Genomic DNA, 15011 nt, shown 5'->3' on the forward strand with positions numbered 1-15011 from the left:
GTTACTCTGAGCCGATGAACTGGGTTTCGGGCATTCCCTTAAGATCGCTCAGAAACTGTCTCATGGCCGAATTGACATACTTGCCGGATTTGGTGATGACGCCTACAGGGTGAGTGACCTCAAGCTCGATGATCGGGACGATTTTGAGCGTACCGCTTCGGACCTCGGCGGTTACAGACTGTTTGGAAATAACGGCTGCCCCGAGATCCAGCTCCACCATCCGTTTCACCTCTTCGCTGCTGGTCAGCTCCATGATGACCTGGGGCTGGATACCGTGTTTGGCGAGTACTTCATCGGCGAATCTCCGGCCGACGGTGTCCGGGGACAGCAGGATAAGCGGTGTTTTGCCAAGCGCCTCAATACCGGCCGATTTGACCTGGGCCAGAGGATGGCGGGGCGAGACGACCAGTTCAAAGGTATCATAATATAGGACGGAAGTTGTCATTCCGGGACTGCGGCCGATCAGATAGCCGATGCCGACATCGACGAGACCGTTCTCGACATGCTGATAGATTTGTGAAGAGGACATGGACGAGATCGAGGTTTTGATATGCGGGAACTGGTCCTGGAAATAGGACAGAATCCGCGGCAGAATCTGAATGGCAATGGAGGTGGTCGTGCCTAGAATAATATGCCCCTGGGGATTCTCTTCGAGATCCGCAAGACGCTGCTTAAGCTCTTCAACGATACCTACAATCTGCTCCGCATGCGTGAGGAATACCTGGCCCCGGTCTGTCAGGGTTACAGGCTGATTCCGGTCCACAAGCTGGGTTTTGAATTCTTCTTCGAGACTTTTGATCTGTGCTGAAACCGCCGGCTGGGTCAAATTGAGTAGTTCTCCCGCCTTGCGGAAGCTCATGGTTTTGGAAATGGTAATCAGTGTTTCAAGCTGGCTGATATTCATGGACTGCCCCCTAATGGCTACCGGATTGGTGCCGCCGTATATTGGTATCGTTGTGGGAAAGTGACTTCTTTCCAGAGGACGTTTGCGCCGTTAACAGCTTGATGGGCCAGGGTCTGCATGCTGCGGATTGTCTGCCAGGAATGAGGGGGAAATACGCAGTGAATGCTGCACCCGGAGGGAAATGCGCCGCAAATCTTACGTTCAGTGTTGGCATTTGATTAAATTATAGGAGATTACACCCGGCAGGGCAATGTCGCCGTCCAAACTATCTTGTGAATTCATTCGACAAGACCATTAATTTTTGATGAATAATGCCGATATATGAAGTATAATAAATCATTATTGCTTAGGACTTTTGGTATATGACTAAAGCCTGGTCGAGGGGGGACAGCACTTTCATGAAAGCAGAAGTAATCAATCCGTTTCTAGAGTCTGCACGAATTGTAATTGAACAGGTGATACAAGTCTCGCCGTCTACCGGTATTCTGGGTATTAAGGACATTGAACTGATCGATAATCATATATGGATTCAAGTGGGAATGACAGGTCAGCTCAGCGGGAATATTATCTTCGGAATCGCCGAGCACGTGGCGCTTAAGATGGTTTCGGCCATGATGGGCGGCTATGTGATTACGGAAATGGACGAGATGGGCCAGAGTGCCATTTCGGAGCTTGGCAACATGATCAGCGGCAATGCCAGTACTATTCTCTCCAATCAAGGGGTTTCGGTAGACATTACACCGCCGAAGTTAATGAAGACAGAGAGCATGTCCATCCTTCCGCGCAGAGCGCTGAGTATTCCGCTTATGATGGAAGGCATCGGGGAGCTTGATATTCAGGTTATGATCTCTTAGGCGGATATTCGGGAGCTGAACACATTCCATGGCATTACAAGGCAAGGTTGTTGTTATTACAGGAGCTTCGAGCGGTATCGGTGCGCTTACGGCACAGATGATCAGCCAGCGTGGGGCCGTTCCCATTCTGCTGGCCCGTTCGGAAGACAAGCTGAAAGAAACCGCGGCCGGGATACCGGGCGTTTTTGGACTGTTCGTCTGTGATGTGACCGATGAGGCGGCAGTGGAGCGTACCTTCGCGGAGATTCTTGAACAGTACGGCAGAATCGACATTCTTCTCAATAATGCCGGTTATGGCAAATTTGCGGCTTTTACGGAGATGGAGTCCGGCGAATTCGATGCCATGATGGACGTGAACTATATGGGGATTGTCCGCTGCACCAAGGCGGTAGTGCCTCATATGCTGGAGCGCGGCAGCGGTCAGATCGTGAATGTGGCCTCTATGGCCGGCAAAATCGGCACAGCCCGCGCAGTTGCCTATACGGCTACGAAACATGCTGTTCTCGGCTTCACCAATGCGCTCCGCCAGGAGCTCCGCAAGAGCGGAATTATTGTCTCGGCCGTGAACCCCGGACCCATCGCCACCGAATTCTTCAAGACCGCCGATCCTTCAGGCAATTATGAGAAAAGCGTGAGCCGGATCATGATGACTCCGCAGCATGTGTCTGCCAAGATCGTGAAGCTGATGGACAAAGGCAAGGAAGAAGTGGATCTGCCCGGTCTGGCAGCCTTCGGGATTCGTCTATACGGCTTGTTTCCGCGGCTGGCGGATAAGCTGACCTATAACGCAATGAACAGAAAATGATTGCTCAGCTATGAAGCAAACGGCTTGTCCCCTTTTGCATGCAGGATGGAATTACATATATAAAATATGGCGTAGATTGGAACTTATGGCCTTCCATTTGGTGGAGAGGCCTTTTTGGCATATAATGAACATATTATCTTAAGCGAAAAGGATGAATTACTATTATGAATAAAGCTTCTTTTGCAGCTATCGGCATTCAGGAAGACCTCGTTGCCCGATTGTCTGAATTCGGCATCACCGAACCATCCCCTGTACAGGAGCAGACGATCCCGCTTCTGCTGGAAGGAAGAGATGTTCTGGCCGCATCCCAGACAGGGACAGGCAAAACTCTGGCCTACCTGCTGCCGCTGCTGCAAGGGATCAATCCGGACCAGAAATCGGTGCAGAAGCTGGTGCTGGCACCAACCCAGGAGCTGGCGATGCAGATTCTCCGCGAAGCAGAGCGCTATGGAGCCCACCGGGGCATCCGGGCGATGGGGCTGATCGGCGGGGCGGCGATCAAACGCCAGATTGACAAGCTGCGCGAGCATCCCCAGCTGGTTGTAGGTACACCGGGACGCGTGCGGGAGCTGATCGGGCTGCGCAAGCTGAAGATGCATGAGGTGACGACGATTATTCTCGATGAGGCGGACCAGATGTTCCAGCTCAGCGGAGCGGGCGAAGTGACGAAGATCGTCAGCAGCGCGCTGCGCACACGCCAGTTGGTTATGCTGTCCGCGACCATCGGACCGGAGACCAAGCTCTTGGCCAACAAGGAAATGAAGAACATCGCAGAGGTGGGCATTGATCCCAGGATGATGACGGCCCAGAGTCTTGAGCATCACTACGTGGTATCCGAGGAGCGGAACAAGGTGGATATGCTGCGCCGGGTGATCCGCCACTACAGGCCCGAGCGGGCGATTGTGTTCGTGAATGCCACCGACGATATTGCTGAGGTGACCGCGAAGCTGAATCATCTGGGACTACCTGCCGCAGCGCTGTACGGCGATGCCGACAAGGTTACGCGCGCAAACGTGCTGAGCCGCTTCCGTGACGGCAAGCTCAAGGTGCTGGTTGCCAGCGACGTGGCGGCCAGAGGCCTGGACATTGAGAATCTGACGCTGGTCGTCAGCTTCGATCCGGCCTTTGACTCCGAGCACTATGTCCACCGTGCCGGACGCACGGGGCGCATGGGCAAACGCGGATTGTCCGTAACGATTGTTACGGAGCAGCAGACGTTCATCATGCGCAAATTCGCCCGCGAGCTGGATATCCAGCTGGACGAGCGGGAAATGGCCTTTGGCAAGGCGCTGGCGGAGGGCGAGCGCAGTGAATTCCGCGGCGGCGGCGCAGGTGCAGGCCGCCGCGAAGGCTCTACCCCGCGCGGCGGCGAAGCTGGGCCGCGCAACGGCAAGCCGCAGGTGCGGACCTCGGCGGCTGGAACAGCCGGAGGGACGGGCGGCGAAGCTCCGGCAGGGCAGCTGGGCGCAGCTGGCGCTGGGGCTGGTACGGTGCGGCGTGAGCAGCACCGGCCGGGGATTGCCGCGAGCACGCGCAGCGCGGCATCACCCGCAGGCAAGGCACGCAGCAATGCGGAGCGGGACAAGAACCGCAAGAACAAGGGAGCCCCGAAGTGGCTCAAGAACAAAACCCCGAGAGGTGACGGCCAATGAACACAGCTCCCGTATTGCAAATTACGGGCTTAAGCGGAGGATACAGCCTGAACAAGCCGGTGCTGCATGATATCGGCCTGCAGGTTCAGCCCGGTGAAATGGTCGGGCTTATCGGTTTGAACGGCGCAGGCAAAAGTACAACCATGAAGCATATTCTTGGACTCATGTCTCCGCATAAAGGTGAGATTACCGTGCAGGGCAAGACGCGCAGCAGCGATCCCGAGAGCTACCACAGCGCGCTTTCCTTCGTTCCGGAGTCCCCCCTCCTCTATGAGGAGATGACCGTCCGCGAGCATGTTGAATTTACTGCTAGAGCTTACGGGGTGGAGCGCAGCGATTATGAATCGCGCACCAGCCAGCTGGCCGCACTCTTTAATATGGAGGACAAGATGGATACGCTGTCGTCCCATCTGTCCAAAGGCATGAAGCAGAAGGTGATGATTATGTGTGCGTTCGTAGCACGCCCGGCACTGTATGTGATTGACGAGCCGTTCCTCGGCCTCGATCCGCTCGGCATCCGCTCACTGCTGGATTTCATGCTGGACCTGAAGAAATCCGGGGCGTCCATTCTGCTGAGCTCGCATATCCTCTCCACCATCGAGAATTACTGCGACCGGTTCATTGTGCTGCACCGCGGAATGGTAATCGCGGAGGGAACGCTCGCCGAGATGACCGCGAAGGCCGGGCTGCAGGGCTTGAACTTGGAGCAGCTGTTCTACGAACTGGTTCAGGGAGGGAAATGATATGGATTTGAAGGAGCTGCGCCGGCAGCGGCGCAGCCGGTTTACAGGAAGCCTGATCCCCTATATGGGGTATATCATCCAGAGCGGGGTAGCAATGGTGTTCCTGCTGGTGCTGATCATCTTCTCCGCCTGGTACACTTCCCTGCTGCGCGATATCCCGGCAGGTATTCCCATCCGCTGGATTATGCTCGTCCTGCTGGTGCCGGCGGCGGTGCACAGCAGCTTCCGGACCTATCTGCAGACTCCGGATACGATCTTCCTGCTGCCGCAGGGCCACCGGATGAAGGAGTACTTCGCCCCTTCCTGGGTCAGCGGGAATGTGTGGAAGATCCTGCGGCTGGCTTTTGTCCTCATTACATTATGGCCGCTGTACATACGCACGGATGAATCCCATAAGGGGCTGCTGGCCACGCTGCTGGTCCTGATCCTGGTGAAGCTTCTCGCCAGCTTCGGGTTATGGCGGGAGACCGCTATGCTCTCCCGGCCGGCTGCCATTGGCTACAACCTGCTGCGCTGGGCAGTGGGCATCCTGATGGTTGCGGCCTGGGTATGGCAGCCGCCGGTCCGCGCGCTGATCTTCATCGTAATTCTGGCCGCAGCCTACGCGGCAGCGCTGGCCGTACCCGGCCGGCACTCTGTTCCGTGGGAACGCCTGATTACGATGGAGAAGAATCAGGGGACCCGGGCGCTTATGGTCCTCGGCTGGTTCGTTGATGTCCCCGGACGTGAGCAGCGGGTCTATGCCCGGCGCTACCTGTCCCGGTGGGGCGGCGGCATAACCTGGCAGCGGAATTCCGCCTACCGCTTCCTCCTGACCAAAAGCTTCGCCAGAGGCGATATCTTCGGAATCGTTCTGCGGATTGCCGTATTGGACCTGTTCCTGGTCTGGATGAATCAGGACAGCTACACCGGCAGCGGCATTTATATCTTCTTCCTCTTCCTGATGGGGATTCAGCTGACGGCGCTGCGCAAGCTGCACAGCGAGTCGTTCTGGCTGACCGTGTATCCGCTGCCGGAAGGCAGCAAGAGCAAGGGAACCATCCAGTTTGTATTCCGGGCGCATCTGGTGCTGGCTCTGCTGACCGGACTGCCTCTTCTGCTTCAGGCGGGAGCGCGTCCGCTGCCGGTTCTGGGAACATTGGCGTGCGGAGCGCTGCTGGCCTATCTGTTCAAGGCCTATTCAACCCGCAAGGAAGCCCGGACGGATGAGGATGACTTGTAGAACAGACTCTTTTAGCAACAAAAATGTGCACATGAAAAATGGCCTCATACTCTGCTGACGCGGAGCGTGAGGCCATTTTTATATAGAGGGAGTTCTCCTCTTAATTTCAAAATATAAGAATTTATATGTTTCACACGATAACTTATCCTTCTATTTCTCGCTGAAACAACACCGTCCTTAAAAGGACGGCAAAGCCGTTTCTACTTGGGTGGAACAGGGAATGCTGCAACACGGGGAGCGGAGAGAGCGCTGGGCTCCCTCCAGGGACTTATTCCCGGTTAGACAAAGAGTGAACGGCTGATGATAACCAGCAGGATAAAGAGAACCAGAATTGCGCCTGTGCTTGTGAATGCACCGTGTCCGTATCCGTATCCGCCTCTAACTTCTTCGCTCATGTTCATTCCCCTTTCGCGTTTGAGTTGTTGTACTTGAGTACATCGTATTGTATGTGCGGAGGGAAGAACGTGTATAGGCCAATGCCATAGGGCAGGGCAAAAAAAGTCAGCCCCGGAAATCCGGAGCTGACTTACGTATGCAGAGGCTGGGAATCAGGCTTTCTCCAAATCGCGGATGCCTGCATAGACCAGATCGAACAGATCCTCAAGCTGATCCTCTTCGATGCAGGAGAAGGCAATGCGCAGATCTGTTTCGCCAAGGGCGATGGTGCCCAGCCCGTAATTGTGGATCAGATGGAGCCGTAAGGCTTCAGCCGGCACGGTGAGCAGCTTCAGGCACATGAAGTACCCGGAGTTGAACGGATAATAAGTCCATACGTCATCGCCGTATTTGCCGCTGTCCAGCAGCGCCTTCACTTTGTTGGCCCGGCCTTTCATGATCTGGAACTTCTCTTCCTTCTGGGCGGCGAATTCCGGCGCCTTCAGCGCATCCAGTACAAAGGTCTGGGACGGATGCGCTCCGCTGGAGATGGTGGCCCGGATAATCCCGAGTGTTTTTTGCTCCAGGGCAGCCAGCAGCTCTTTGTTCTCGGAAGCATAGGTAATGAAGCCGACGCGGAAGCCCCAGACAAATTCTTCTTTAGTAGCTCCGTCGATCTTAATTGCCAAGACACGGGGATGCAGGTTCGCGAGCTTGCCAAACAGCGATTCCTTCAGTGAATCCTCGAAAAAGAGTCCGAAATAAGCATCATCGCTGACTACTACGACATTAACGCCTTCTTCAGCGGCACGCAGGATTGCGGCAACGATGGCTTCGCCTTCTTTAATGCCTGGTGTATACCCTGTCGGGTTATTAGGGAAATTGAGCAGGACGATGGCTTTGCCGCGGTCCTTCTGGGCCAGCAGCGCATCCAGCAGTCCTTCGCTGTTGAAGCTCATATCTTCGGTGAACAGCGGATAGTTAACGGTCTCGGTCAGACGGCGGATGCCGAAGGTCAGCTCGTAGTTCTCCCAGTTTTTGTCCGGATAGATGACGGCATCCCCTTGTTCTGCGAACAAGTCGGCAACTATGCTAAGCCCGTGTGTCAGGGCGTTCGTAACGACAGGATTGCTGAAGGATTTGCCTTCAAGCGACGGATTCTCACGCAGCATCTTCTCCCGCCATACCGTACGCAGCTCCGGCTTGCCTGCAGGAGGCGCGTAGCCGTACAGGTCTTTGGGGCTGTAGGCGGAGAGTTTATCCTGGATCACACCAAGGTGCATCGGCATTCCGTTCTCGGTAGCAATACCGATGGTAGCATTATACTTCTTGGCATGAGCCGTCGCTTCTGCAGACTGGCTCAGGATTCCCTCTTTGGGGAAATAGATTGCTTTGCCGAGATTAGAGAGCATATCGTACACATGTTCATTGCCTGCCTTGATGCTGTCATTCAATTGTCCAGCCAGTGGATTCATCAGTTTCATCCTTCCGGTATTCTTCTGGGATATATACGCTAACATTGCCTAACATTATATCACCGTGAATTGCCGCCGTCACTGAGGAATGCCGCGTTTTCACAAATACTTTTGGAATAAGCCGGGCGGCTCCTCCCAGATCTGGACTTCGACGTAACGCTCAGGGCCAGAGTCTCCTGCTGCGTTCCATTTCTGCGGCAGGCCGTATTCGCGGACCACCTCAAGGATCTCTTTCAGTGTGTAGACCTGCCCGCGGTAAGGTTTGCCGTCCGCATAGCGCATGGTGGGAAATAAATCGCCGTAGGTGAAGCTGATCGTCTCAGGGTTGAAGGCCGCAACCGGGATATTCAGCTCCATCCCCTGTGGATACCACTGCTGCAGCCAGGGGCATCGCCCCAAAGTCATGTAATGCGGATGCCGGCGGACCGGCTTGCCTCCTTTGGCGATAAATTGCTCTCTCGCCCTCTGTTCAAGGCTGCGGCGGATCTGCAGATAATCGGCGGAACGCTGGCTGGCAAAGCCCTTACTCTGCTCCCGGATATCCTGCAGCACCGTCTCCGCTGATTGAGGCGAAAGGTCAGACAGATTCCGGAAGGGGCCGGTGGATTCATCATAATAGTGAAAGAGATAGTGGTAGTCCATATACTTCCCGCCGATCTATAGTAGGATGATTCCTATATTTTAACAGATAGATTGTTGATAGGAACAGTCCTGCGGGTAGGGGAAGATGTACAAAAGGGAACCGGACAAGGTATTATGAAAAGTAAGCTTACGCATTCGAAGCGGGTGTTACTGCCCGTTATTTCGAAGGAATACAGGGAAGGCATGCCCACAAAACTTTAGGAGGGACCAATATGCTGCATGCATCGCCATCCTCTTTTGTAATCCTCCCGGCCCTGGCGAAGATCGTCTGTGAACCGGGCTGGAAGTGGCAAAAAAGAGAGAAGCCGCTGCAAAATTATGATTTGTTCTATGTCTGGAGCGGGGAAGGAACCGTTGTGCGCAGCGGGGTGCCCTATCAGGTGGGGAAGGGAAGCTGCTTCCTGTTCCGCCCGGGGGATCACACCAGTGCTACACATAATCCGCAGAAACCGCTTGTGCTTACATATATTCATTTCGATGTCGCTGAAGAGGTGACGGAGATCCCTGCGCCTTATCACGAACTGACGGAGACCGTGGAGTTCGAGCATCTGCTGGCCCGTTACGTCCGCCTGTTCCTGGTGCAGACCTACGCTGCAGAGGAAGAAGGCCGCCTGATCCTGAAGCAGCTGATGATTCATCTGCTGCGGCAGGACCAGGTCGTGCCGGTCGAGCGCCATGTCAGCAACCAGCTGGCTGAGGTGATCCACGAGGTGGCTAACTATGTCAGCCAGCATCCAGGGGCTGCGCACCGGGTAGAGGACCTGGCCGCACGGGCAGGGCTGTCGCCGCGTTACTTCTCGATCAAGTTCAAAGAGATCACCGGCTCCTCGGTTCAGTCCTATGTGATCCGCACCCGGATCGAACGGGCCCAGCATCTCTTGCTGTACGCCGGTATGAACGTGACTGAGGTGGCGGATGCACTGGGCTACCGTGACATCTTCTTCTTCAGCCGCCAGTTCAAGCAGCACACTGGGAAAAGTCCGTCGGAAATACGCTGACAACCAGCGCTCCCGAATACGGCTGGATGGCCCGGTGACCCGGGAGCACAGCGAAACAGTATGTAAGCCCTTCTCGTCCAGGCGGGAGAAGGTCAGTCCTGCCGGATTACCGGCAGGGCTTTTTGGGGAATAGATAATATAGACCTCTGACGGAACGGCGCGCCCATTCAAGGCGGGGCCGTTTCTTCTATTACAGTGGCTGCAGGGAAGCCGGGGACGTAAAGTTGAAGAGAGCATCTGTCTGTGACAGAATATAAGGATGAACCGCATAAGAACTGAGAAGCTGCCGCTAAGAGCAGCTGAATAAACACACGGGAGAAGGAGAGAACTTATGTACGAAATAGTACTGATACGGCATGGAGAGAGTGAATACAACCGGCAGAACCTGTTTACGGGCTGGAGTGATCCCGATCTGACGGAGAAGGGTGTGGAAGAGGCGAAGAAAGCAGGCAAGCTGCTGAAGGATGCGGGATACACGTTCGATCTTGCCTTCGCCTCGGTGCTGAAGCGTTCAATTAAGACATTAAACTATGTGCTGGATGAGATGGACCTGCTGTGGATTCCCGTGCAGAAATCGTGGAAGCTGAATGAGCGCCATTACGGAGCGCTGCAGGGCCTCAGCAAAAGTGAAACCGCACTGAAATACGGAGAGGAACAGCTCCATATCTGGCGGCGCAGCCTCTCGGTCCGGCCTCCGATGCTGGAGCCGGATGATCCGCGTTATGCCAGAAATGATATCCGCTACAAGGAAGTGCGTCCCGGTGATATTCCGCGCGGAGAGAGCCTGGAGGATACCGTGCACCGGGTCGGCGATTTCTGGGGCAACCGGATTGTGCCGCTGATCCGCAAGAAGGAACGCGTCCTGATCTCGGCGCATGGCAATACGCTGCGGGCCCTGATCAAATACATGGAGGATATTGATGAGACGGCGCTGCTGGATCTCAATATTCCAACCGGCGTCCCGCTGGTCTACAAGCTGGATGATGATGTGAAGCCAATCAGCCGTTTCTATCTCGGCGAGCCGGAAGAGGTACAGGAGAAAGCGCGCGAGGTGGCTAATCAGAGTAAGATTACGGAGTGATCCGGGGAATTAGAGGGATAAATCCCTTTGATTACGCTGGAAGTGGGCTGGACGAGGGAATTAGAGGGATAAATCCCTTTGATTACGCTGGAAGTGGGCTAGATGAGGGAATTAGAGGGATAAATCCCTTTGATTAAGCTGGAAGTGGGCTGGACGAGGGAACTAGAGGGATAAATCCCTTTGATTAAGCTGGAAGTGGGCTGGACGAGGGAATGAGAGGGATAAATCCCTTTGATTAAGCTGGAAATGGGCTGGACGAGGGAATGAGAGGGATAAATCCCTTTGATTAAGCTGGAAATGGGCTAGGCGAGGGATTGTATGCGAAAAACCGAGTACAATCGGTGCGACCCCCTTATCCCGGAGTCCTCCGTATAAAATCAGTACTTGTTGTAGATATGCTCTTTATTTCGCTTTTTCTCTCGGCCAGAAGAAGCGGGAGCGGTCTTCTAGGGTCAGCACCCACTCTGCAAAGGTAGCTGGCGGCAGGTTACGAAGGCTCGTATGCATTCTGCGATTGTTGTAAAAGTCCATGTACCGGTCCACCGCTTCATAGGCCTCTTCGAACGTTTCGAATGCCTCTTTGCGGAACAAATCCCGATCGATATTACTGTGGAATGATTCAATAAAAGCATTTAAATCCGGCGTTCGAGGCGGAATACGTTCATGGGTCATTTCCCAGCTTTCACACATGTCGCCAAACAGGTGGCTGACGAACTGTGGGCCGTTGTCGGTGCGGATCACAGGGCGTGCGCTGTCAGGGGCGCAGTGATGCTCCATGGCGCGCGCCAGCGTCTGGCAGGCGTGCTTGGCCTCACACGACGATCCCCGGTGGTAGCCGACGATGACGCGGGTAAACACATCGATAATGCTCAGGACAAAGAAATGCCGGTCACGTCCCTCCACATACCCGTATTTAATGTCCATCTGCCAGAGCTGGCCCGCTCCTGTAATGACTCGGTTCTCCGGCAGCTTCCGGGGATGCTTAAAGCGCTTCTGACGCTGGGGCTGCAGGATATCCAGCGCCTGACACAGCCGGTAGCTTTTCTTGTGATTGAGCTTCAACCGGTGCTGGTTCCACAAGCACTTGGCCAGGAGTTTGTACCCGTACACGTGCTCTTCTCCAGCGATTAATTCCAGCAGCCATTCCTGGATCTCCTCGTCACTAATCTTTTCCCCAGACTCGTTAAAGGAGTAGCCTGGCTGGGGTCTTCCACGCCCCCCTTGAACGGCCTTTGGGGACAGTGACCTGCGTTTCTTACGGTCGTAGTACGTGGACTCTGCTAGCCCCATGAGACGCAGTACCAAAGCTGCTGTATTCCCCTGCTTAATGAACATGTCGGCTACCTCGATTTTTTCGGATAAGCAGGGGTTGGCTTTTTTAGCAGTTCACGCAGAATCTCAATCTCTAACTCCTTTTCGCCGAGTATCTTGACGGCCTTCTCGTATTTCTGCTCCACTTCCAGGAGGCGCTTCAGTTCCTCCACCTGCTCCTGGGGATACGGATGATCTTGTTCCCCATGGGCCTCTCGGTAATCTCTCACCCACTGATTCACCGTCGCTGGGGTCACCCCATATTTTCGGGCAACCACCGCTGCCTTAATGCCAGACAACACCTCTTGCGCTGCCTTCTCTCTTGTTCCTGTTAAGTTTCCCATTGTGTTCATCCTCCTCCTGTATTCAGTCTACATTTTTATGGGGGAGGACTCCAACTTCATTAGGGGGCTGTGGAGCAATGCACCAGCGTTAGGGCAGACGCGCCGATTGTATGCGAAAAACCGAGTACAATGCACCAAAGATAGCGCAGTTGAGCCGATTGTAAGCCGGGTATACTGATGCTCAGAGAGCGAAGCGGGTAAGGAACACCTTTATACGGTAAATATACGGTAAACGCAGGAGTCATCCGGTCCGGATATTGCGAAGGGTTTCTTCAACCCAAAATAAAGCCCCGCACAAGATACACTCACGTATCCTTGTGCGGGGCTTTGTCTGTCTGGAAACCTTCCATAAATTCATCTTGAGTTGTTTCATTCAAGCCGGACTCTGCCCGGCGGCTAAGTTGCCCGCTGCATCTCACCCAGCAGCTCGCCCATCTTCACCTTCGTGTCTACGGTAAGCCCGTGGCGCGGGGTGAAGGTGCCGCTCTCCAGCAGAAGAACTACGGTAGAGCCGAACTCGAAATAGGCCAGATCGTCGCCTATTTGCCATTCAGTAGCGGATTCATCCGTGTAGCGGATACTGCTCACATTCATTGCGCCTACCTTGACCACGGCGGTTTCGCCATAGCTGCCGGCTATATAAGTAATCAGCCGTTCGTTGCGGCTCAGGACACTCTTCATATGCCGCATGCCGAAATCATTCACGGGATAAGCCCGCCCGCGGATATAATCGCTCTCCCGCAGCTGTCCGGTTAACGGGGAATGAATCCGGTGATAATCGGTGGGGCTCAGGTAGAGGACGAAATAATAGCCTTTTTTATACAATTCGAGGTGTGGTGAATGATTAAGCAAATCCTCCAGCGTATAATCCTGACCCTTCACATTCATTATTGTTCCGCAGTTAATGTCGCCCATTGCCGTAATCATGGCATCCACAGGACTTGCCACAGCCTGTTCACCGCTTGCCACCGGCCGCATTCCCGGCTTCAGGCGTCTGCTGAAGAATTCATTAAGTGTACGGTATTCTCCGGCAGTCTTCTCCGCCTCGGCGGCAGGAATATGATAGGAACGAATAAATACCGGAATCATAAAGCGGCTGAGTCTGCTATGGGAAAAAGCGCCCATTACCCGGGAAAGCCATCTGTGTGAGGATAGCTCGGTCATCAGCCGCAGCAATTGTTTAACCATGCCCATCTCCCTTCCATCATGCAGCAGCAAGGTCCCGGTAGCCAAGGACCTCACCCGCTCTGCATTATATTGACATAGAATAGAAGACAAATCAATAAGAGTTATGCCGTGCAGCCTCTTCATACAGATATCTGGCATAGCCCATTGGGCGGCGGTAGCTTTCTTTCCAGATGAGGCCGAGCCCGGCTTTCTTGAAGCCGTAACGCTGGTCGCGCCCGTTGCATTCGATGAAATATAAGCGTCCGCTCCCCGTAACGCCGATGTCCAGACCGATATCGGCAAGGCCCGGGAGGCTCTGCTCCAGCTCACGGGCAATGGCGAGACTGAGGGAGAGGACTGACATGCGGATCCGCGCGGCTGCTTCGCCGGGGAAAGCCTTCTCCAGAGCGAAGGACGAACTCAGTGCTTCGCCTCCCCTGGCGATGTTGGACACGAAGCCGCCCGGTGCCGCCAGCTTGGCGAACATGCCGGTCACCTGCCAGTCTCCGCCCCAGCCGCGCTGTACAGTAATGCGCAGATCAAAGGGGCGGCCGTTTATCTCAGCCAGTGGTATCCGCTCCTGTACCAGGTACGGTACCGAAGATAGTCTGGCGCGGAGTGCCCGGGGGATGGCGCCCTGATTCACCGGCACACTGTACCAGCGTCTTGAGCCGTTAGGAGAGTAGCTCCATTTCCAACGCCCGGCCCCGCTGATCCTTGTAAGACGCATAACCCCGTTGCCTACACTTCCCCGGCAAGGCTTGAGAATGAGATCCGGATATCTCTCCATCATTTCCTTCAGGCCGGACATTCCGGCGGATGTGACTGGCAGAACCGTCTGCAGTTCCTGGTTTTGCTCCAGCAGGCCGTGAATCTGATCCTTGCCGTAGCGGTTGCATGTATTGTATACCTGAATACCCTGCCGGAGCAGCCGCTGGACGCCACTGCTGCCCGGGTCATAGATCGCCCGGTTATGGATGACCTCCGGCGTCGGGATGACTTGACTCCGGTAGCCGTGCGGACCCTTTATATATGCCCTGCTGAAGCCGGTCTGCGTATCGATGCCGGACAGCTTCAGAAAGCAAGGGGTTAATCCGTATGCGGCGGCGGCCTCCTCGTAGTTGGCCAGAGATTCCTGTCCGGTTTTTAACCGGGGAACGCCCCCGTGCACAGCGGCATTTAGCAGTATCCCAACGAGCTTTTGCCCCATGTTCGTTCCTCCCGTTATCTTGAAGTAGCTTCCCGGCTGATTTTTCGTCTCCTGTCATTGTATGTGTGTACGTGCCCGTCAGGGTTGGACGGATGCGCGGCGGCAGATGCCCTTTTTTGAGAGGCGGGAATGAAATTCTTTTGAACACTACACCCTTTTCTTAACAAAGCTTAGCCGGAGGAATGGTGTCATCAGCCCATACTACTGCATATGATGCCTAGGAGAAAC

At 54.7% G+C, this 15011-nt stretch carries 15 protein-coding genes; 7 read left to right on the forward strand and 8 right to left on the reverse strand.

Annotation, left to right across the window (positions count from 1 at the left end; all coding sequences use genetic code 11):
* Position 1: 1 nt before the first annotated feature.
* Positions 2-904, reverse strand: coding sequence for a LysR family transcriptional regulator (locus NSQ73_RS04030; protein WP_042139782.1), 903 nt, complete (start codon positions 902-904; stop codon positions 2-4).
* 398 nt (positions 905-1302) lie between these two features.
* On the opposite strand from NSQ73_RS04030, the gene NSQ73_RS04035 reads away from it, so the two are divergent.
* From NSQ73_RS04035 to NSQ73_RS04055, 5 genes are all read left to right on the forward strand, one after another.
* Entirely contained in the window at positions 1303-1758 is a 456-nt protein-coding gene (locus NSQ73_RS04035) for a chemotaxis protein CheX (RefSeq protein ID WP_039306920.1), read from the forward strand.
* A 28-nt stretch (positions 1759-1786) separates the two neighbouring features.
* The gene (locus NSQ73_RS04040) at positions 1787-2563 is read left to right on the forward strand and encodes an SDR family NAD(P)-dependent oxidoreductase (RefSeq protein WP_076247519.1); all 777 of its coding nucleotides are present in this window, start codon (positions 1787-1789) and stop codon (positions 2561-2563) included.
* A gap of 164 nt (positions 2564-2727) precedes the next feature.
* A complete protein-coding gene (locus tag NSQ73_RS04045; protein ID WP_340985456.1) occupies positions 2728-4215 on the forward strand; it encodes a DEAD/DEAH box helicase in 1488 nt (495 codons plus the stop codon).
* Positions 4212-4958 carry an ABC transporter ATP-binding protein gene (locus tag NSQ73_RS04050; RefSeq protein WP_042139777.1) on the forward strand — a complete coding sequence of 249 codons (747 nt, stop codon included), beginning with the start codon at positions 4212-4214 and terminating at the stop codon, positions 4956-4958. Before NSQ73_RS04045 ends, NSQ73_RS04050 begins: the two co-directional genes overlap by 4 nt.
* Before the next feature lies 1 nt (position 4959).
* On the forward strand, positions 4960-6180 hold the full coding sequence (locus NSQ73_RS04055; protein ID WP_076247521.1) for an ABC transporter permease: 1221 nt from the start codon (positions 4960-4962) through the stop codon (positions 6178-6180).
* A gap of 278 nt (positions 6181-6458) precedes the next feature.
* On the opposite strand, the gene NSQ73_RS04060 is transcribed toward NSQ73_RS04055, so the two are convergent.
* The 3 genes from NSQ73_RS04060 to NSQ73_RS04070 form a co-directional block, all read right to left on the reverse strand.
* Entirely contained in the window at positions 6459-6575 is a 117-nt protein-coding gene (locus tag NSQ73_RS04060) for a YjcZ family sporulation protein (RefSeq protein WP_209994562.1), read from the reverse strand.
* 153 nt (positions 6576-6728) lie between these two features.
* Entirely contained in the window at positions 6729-8030 is a 1302-nt protein-coding gene (locus NSQ73_RS04065; protein WP_042141612.1) for an aminotransferase class I/II-fold pyridoxal phosphate-dependent enzyme, read from the reverse strand.
* Positions 8031-8129: 99 nt separating this feature from the next.
* The gene (locus NSQ73_RS04070; protein WP_340985457.1) at positions 8130-8672 is read right to left on the reverse strand and encodes a hypothetical protein; all 543 of its coding nucleotides are present in this window, start codon (positions 8670-8672) and stop codon (positions 8130-8132) included.
* Between the two features lie 212 nt (positions 8673-8884).
* Here NSQ73_RS04070 and NSQ73_RS04075 point away from each other — a divergent pair, with 212 nt between their 5' ends.
* Both NSQ73_RS04075 and gpmA read left to right on the forward strand, forming a co-directional pair.
* Positions 8885-9670: an AraC family transcriptional regulator gene (locus tag NSQ73_RS04075; protein WP_340985458.1), complete on the forward strand. Its 786-nt coding sequence runs from the start codon at positions 8885-8887 to the stop codon at positions 9668-9670.
* Positions 9671-10001: 331 nt separating this feature from the next.
* Positions 10002-10751: a 2,3-diphosphoglycerate-dependent phosphoglycerate mutase gene (gene gpmA, locus NSQ73_RS04080; RefSeq protein WP_042217227.1), complete on the forward strand. Its 750-nt coding sequence runs from the start codon at positions 10002-10004 to the stop codon at positions 10749-10751.
* A 402-nt stretch (positions 10752-11153) separates the two neighbouring features.
* Here gpmA and NSQ73_RS04085 read toward each other — a convergent pair whose 3' ends face one another.
* From NSQ73_RS04085 to NSQ73_RS04100, 4 genes are all read right to left on the reverse strand, one after another.
* On the reverse strand, positions 11154-12086 hold the full coding sequence (locus NSQ73_RS04085; RefSeq protein ID WP_340985280.1) for an IS3 family transposase: 933 nt from the start codon (positions 12084-12086) through the stop codon (positions 11154-11156).
* A gap of 5 nt (positions 12087-12091) precedes the next feature.
* Positions 12092-12406 (reverse strand): helix-turn-helix domain-containing protein, encoded by a 315-nt coding sequence (locus NSQ73_RS04090; protein WP_340985281.1) that lies wholly within the window; start codon positions 12404-12406, stop codon positions 12092-12094.
* Positions 12407-12802: 396 nt separating this feature from the next.
* A complete protein-coding gene (asd, locus tag NSQ73_RS04095; protein ID WP_042141610.1) occupies positions 12803-13594 on the reverse strand; it encodes an archaetidylserine decarboxylase in 792 nt (263 codons plus the stop codon).
* Between the two features lie 91 nt (positions 13595-13685).
* Positions 13686-14783: a YheC/YheD family endospore coat-associated protein gene (locus tag NSQ73_RS04100; protein ID WP_340985459.1), complete on the reverse strand. Its 1098-nt coding sequence runs from the start codon at positions 14781-14783 to the stop codon at positions 13686-13688.
* Between the last annotated feature and the right edge of the window lie 228 nt (positions 14784-15011).

This window comes from Paenibacillus sp. FSL R10-2736 (genome assembly GCF_038000245.1).
Classification (GTDB): domain Bacteria; phylum Bacillota; class Bacilli; order Paenibacillales; family Paenibacillaceae; genus Paenibacillus_AQ; species Paenibacillus_AQ phytohabitans.

What these genes read in the sequence shown, in the direction of transcription:
- NSQ73_RS04030 (WP_042139782.1), bottom strand. Translation starts at nt 904, where the DNA reads ATGAATATCAGCCAGCTTGAAACACTGATTACCATTTCCAAAACCATG.
- NSQ73_RS04035 (WP_039306920.1), top strand. Translation starts at nt 1,303, where the DNA reads ATGAAAGCAGAAGTAATCAATCCGTTTCTAGAGTCTGCACGAATTGTA.
- NSQ73_RS04040 (WP_076247519.1), top strand. Translation starts at nt 1,787, where the DNA reads ATGGCATTACAAGGCAAGGTTGTTGTTATTACAGGAGCTTCGAGCGGT.
- NSQ73_RS04045 (WP_340985456.1), top strand. Translation starts at nt 2,728, where the DNA reads ATGAATAAAGCTTCTTTTGCAGCTATCGGCATTCAGGAAGACCTCGTT.
- NSQ73_RS04050 (WP_042139777.1), top strand. Translation starts at nt 4,212, where the DNA reads ATGAACACAGCTCCCGTATTGCAAATTACGGGCTTAAGCGGAGGATAC.
- NSQ73_RS04055 (WP_076247521.1), top strand. Translation starts at nt 4,960, where the DNA reads ATGGATTTGAAGGAGCTGCGCCGGCAGCGGCGCAGCCGGTTTACAGGA.
- NSQ73_RS04060 (WP_209994562.1), bottom strand. Translation starts at nt 6,575, where the DNA reads ATGAGCGAAGAAGTTAGAGGCGGATACGGATACGGACACGGTGCATTC.
- NSQ73_RS04065 (WP_042141612.1), bottom strand. Translation starts at nt 8,030, where the DNA reads ATGAATCCACTGGCTGGACAATTGAATGACAGCATCAAGGCAGGCAAT.
- NSQ73_RS04070 (WP_340985457.1), bottom strand. Translation starts at nt 8,672, where the DNA reads ATGGACTACCACTATCTCTTTCACTATTATGATGAATCCACCGGCCCC.
- NSQ73_RS04075 (WP_340985458.1), top strand. Translation starts at nt 8,885, where the DNA reads ATGCTGCATGCATCGCCATCCTCTTTTGTAATCCTCCCGGCCCTGGCG.
- gpmA (WP_042217227.1), top strand. Translation starts at nt 10,002, where the DNA reads ATGTACGAAATAGTACTGATACGGCATGGAGAGAGTGAATACAACCGG.
- NSQ73_RS04085 (WP_340985280.1), bottom strand. Translation starts at nt 12,086, where the DNA reads ATGTTCATTAAGCAGGGGAATACAGCAGCTTTGGTACTGCGTCTCATG.
- NSQ73_RS04090 (WP_340985281.1), bottom strand. Translation starts at nt 12,406, where the DNA reads ATGGGAAACTTAACAGGAACAAGAGAGAAGGCAGCGCAAGAGGTGTTG.
- asd (WP_042141610.1), bottom strand. Translation starts at nt 13,594, where the DNA reads ATGGTTAAACAATTGCTGCGGCTGATGACCGAGCTATCCTCACACAGA.
- NSQ73_RS04100 (WP_340985459.1), bottom strand. Translation starts at nt 14,783, where the DNA reads ATGGGGCAAAAGCTCGTTGGGATACTGCTAAATGCCGCTGTGCACGGG.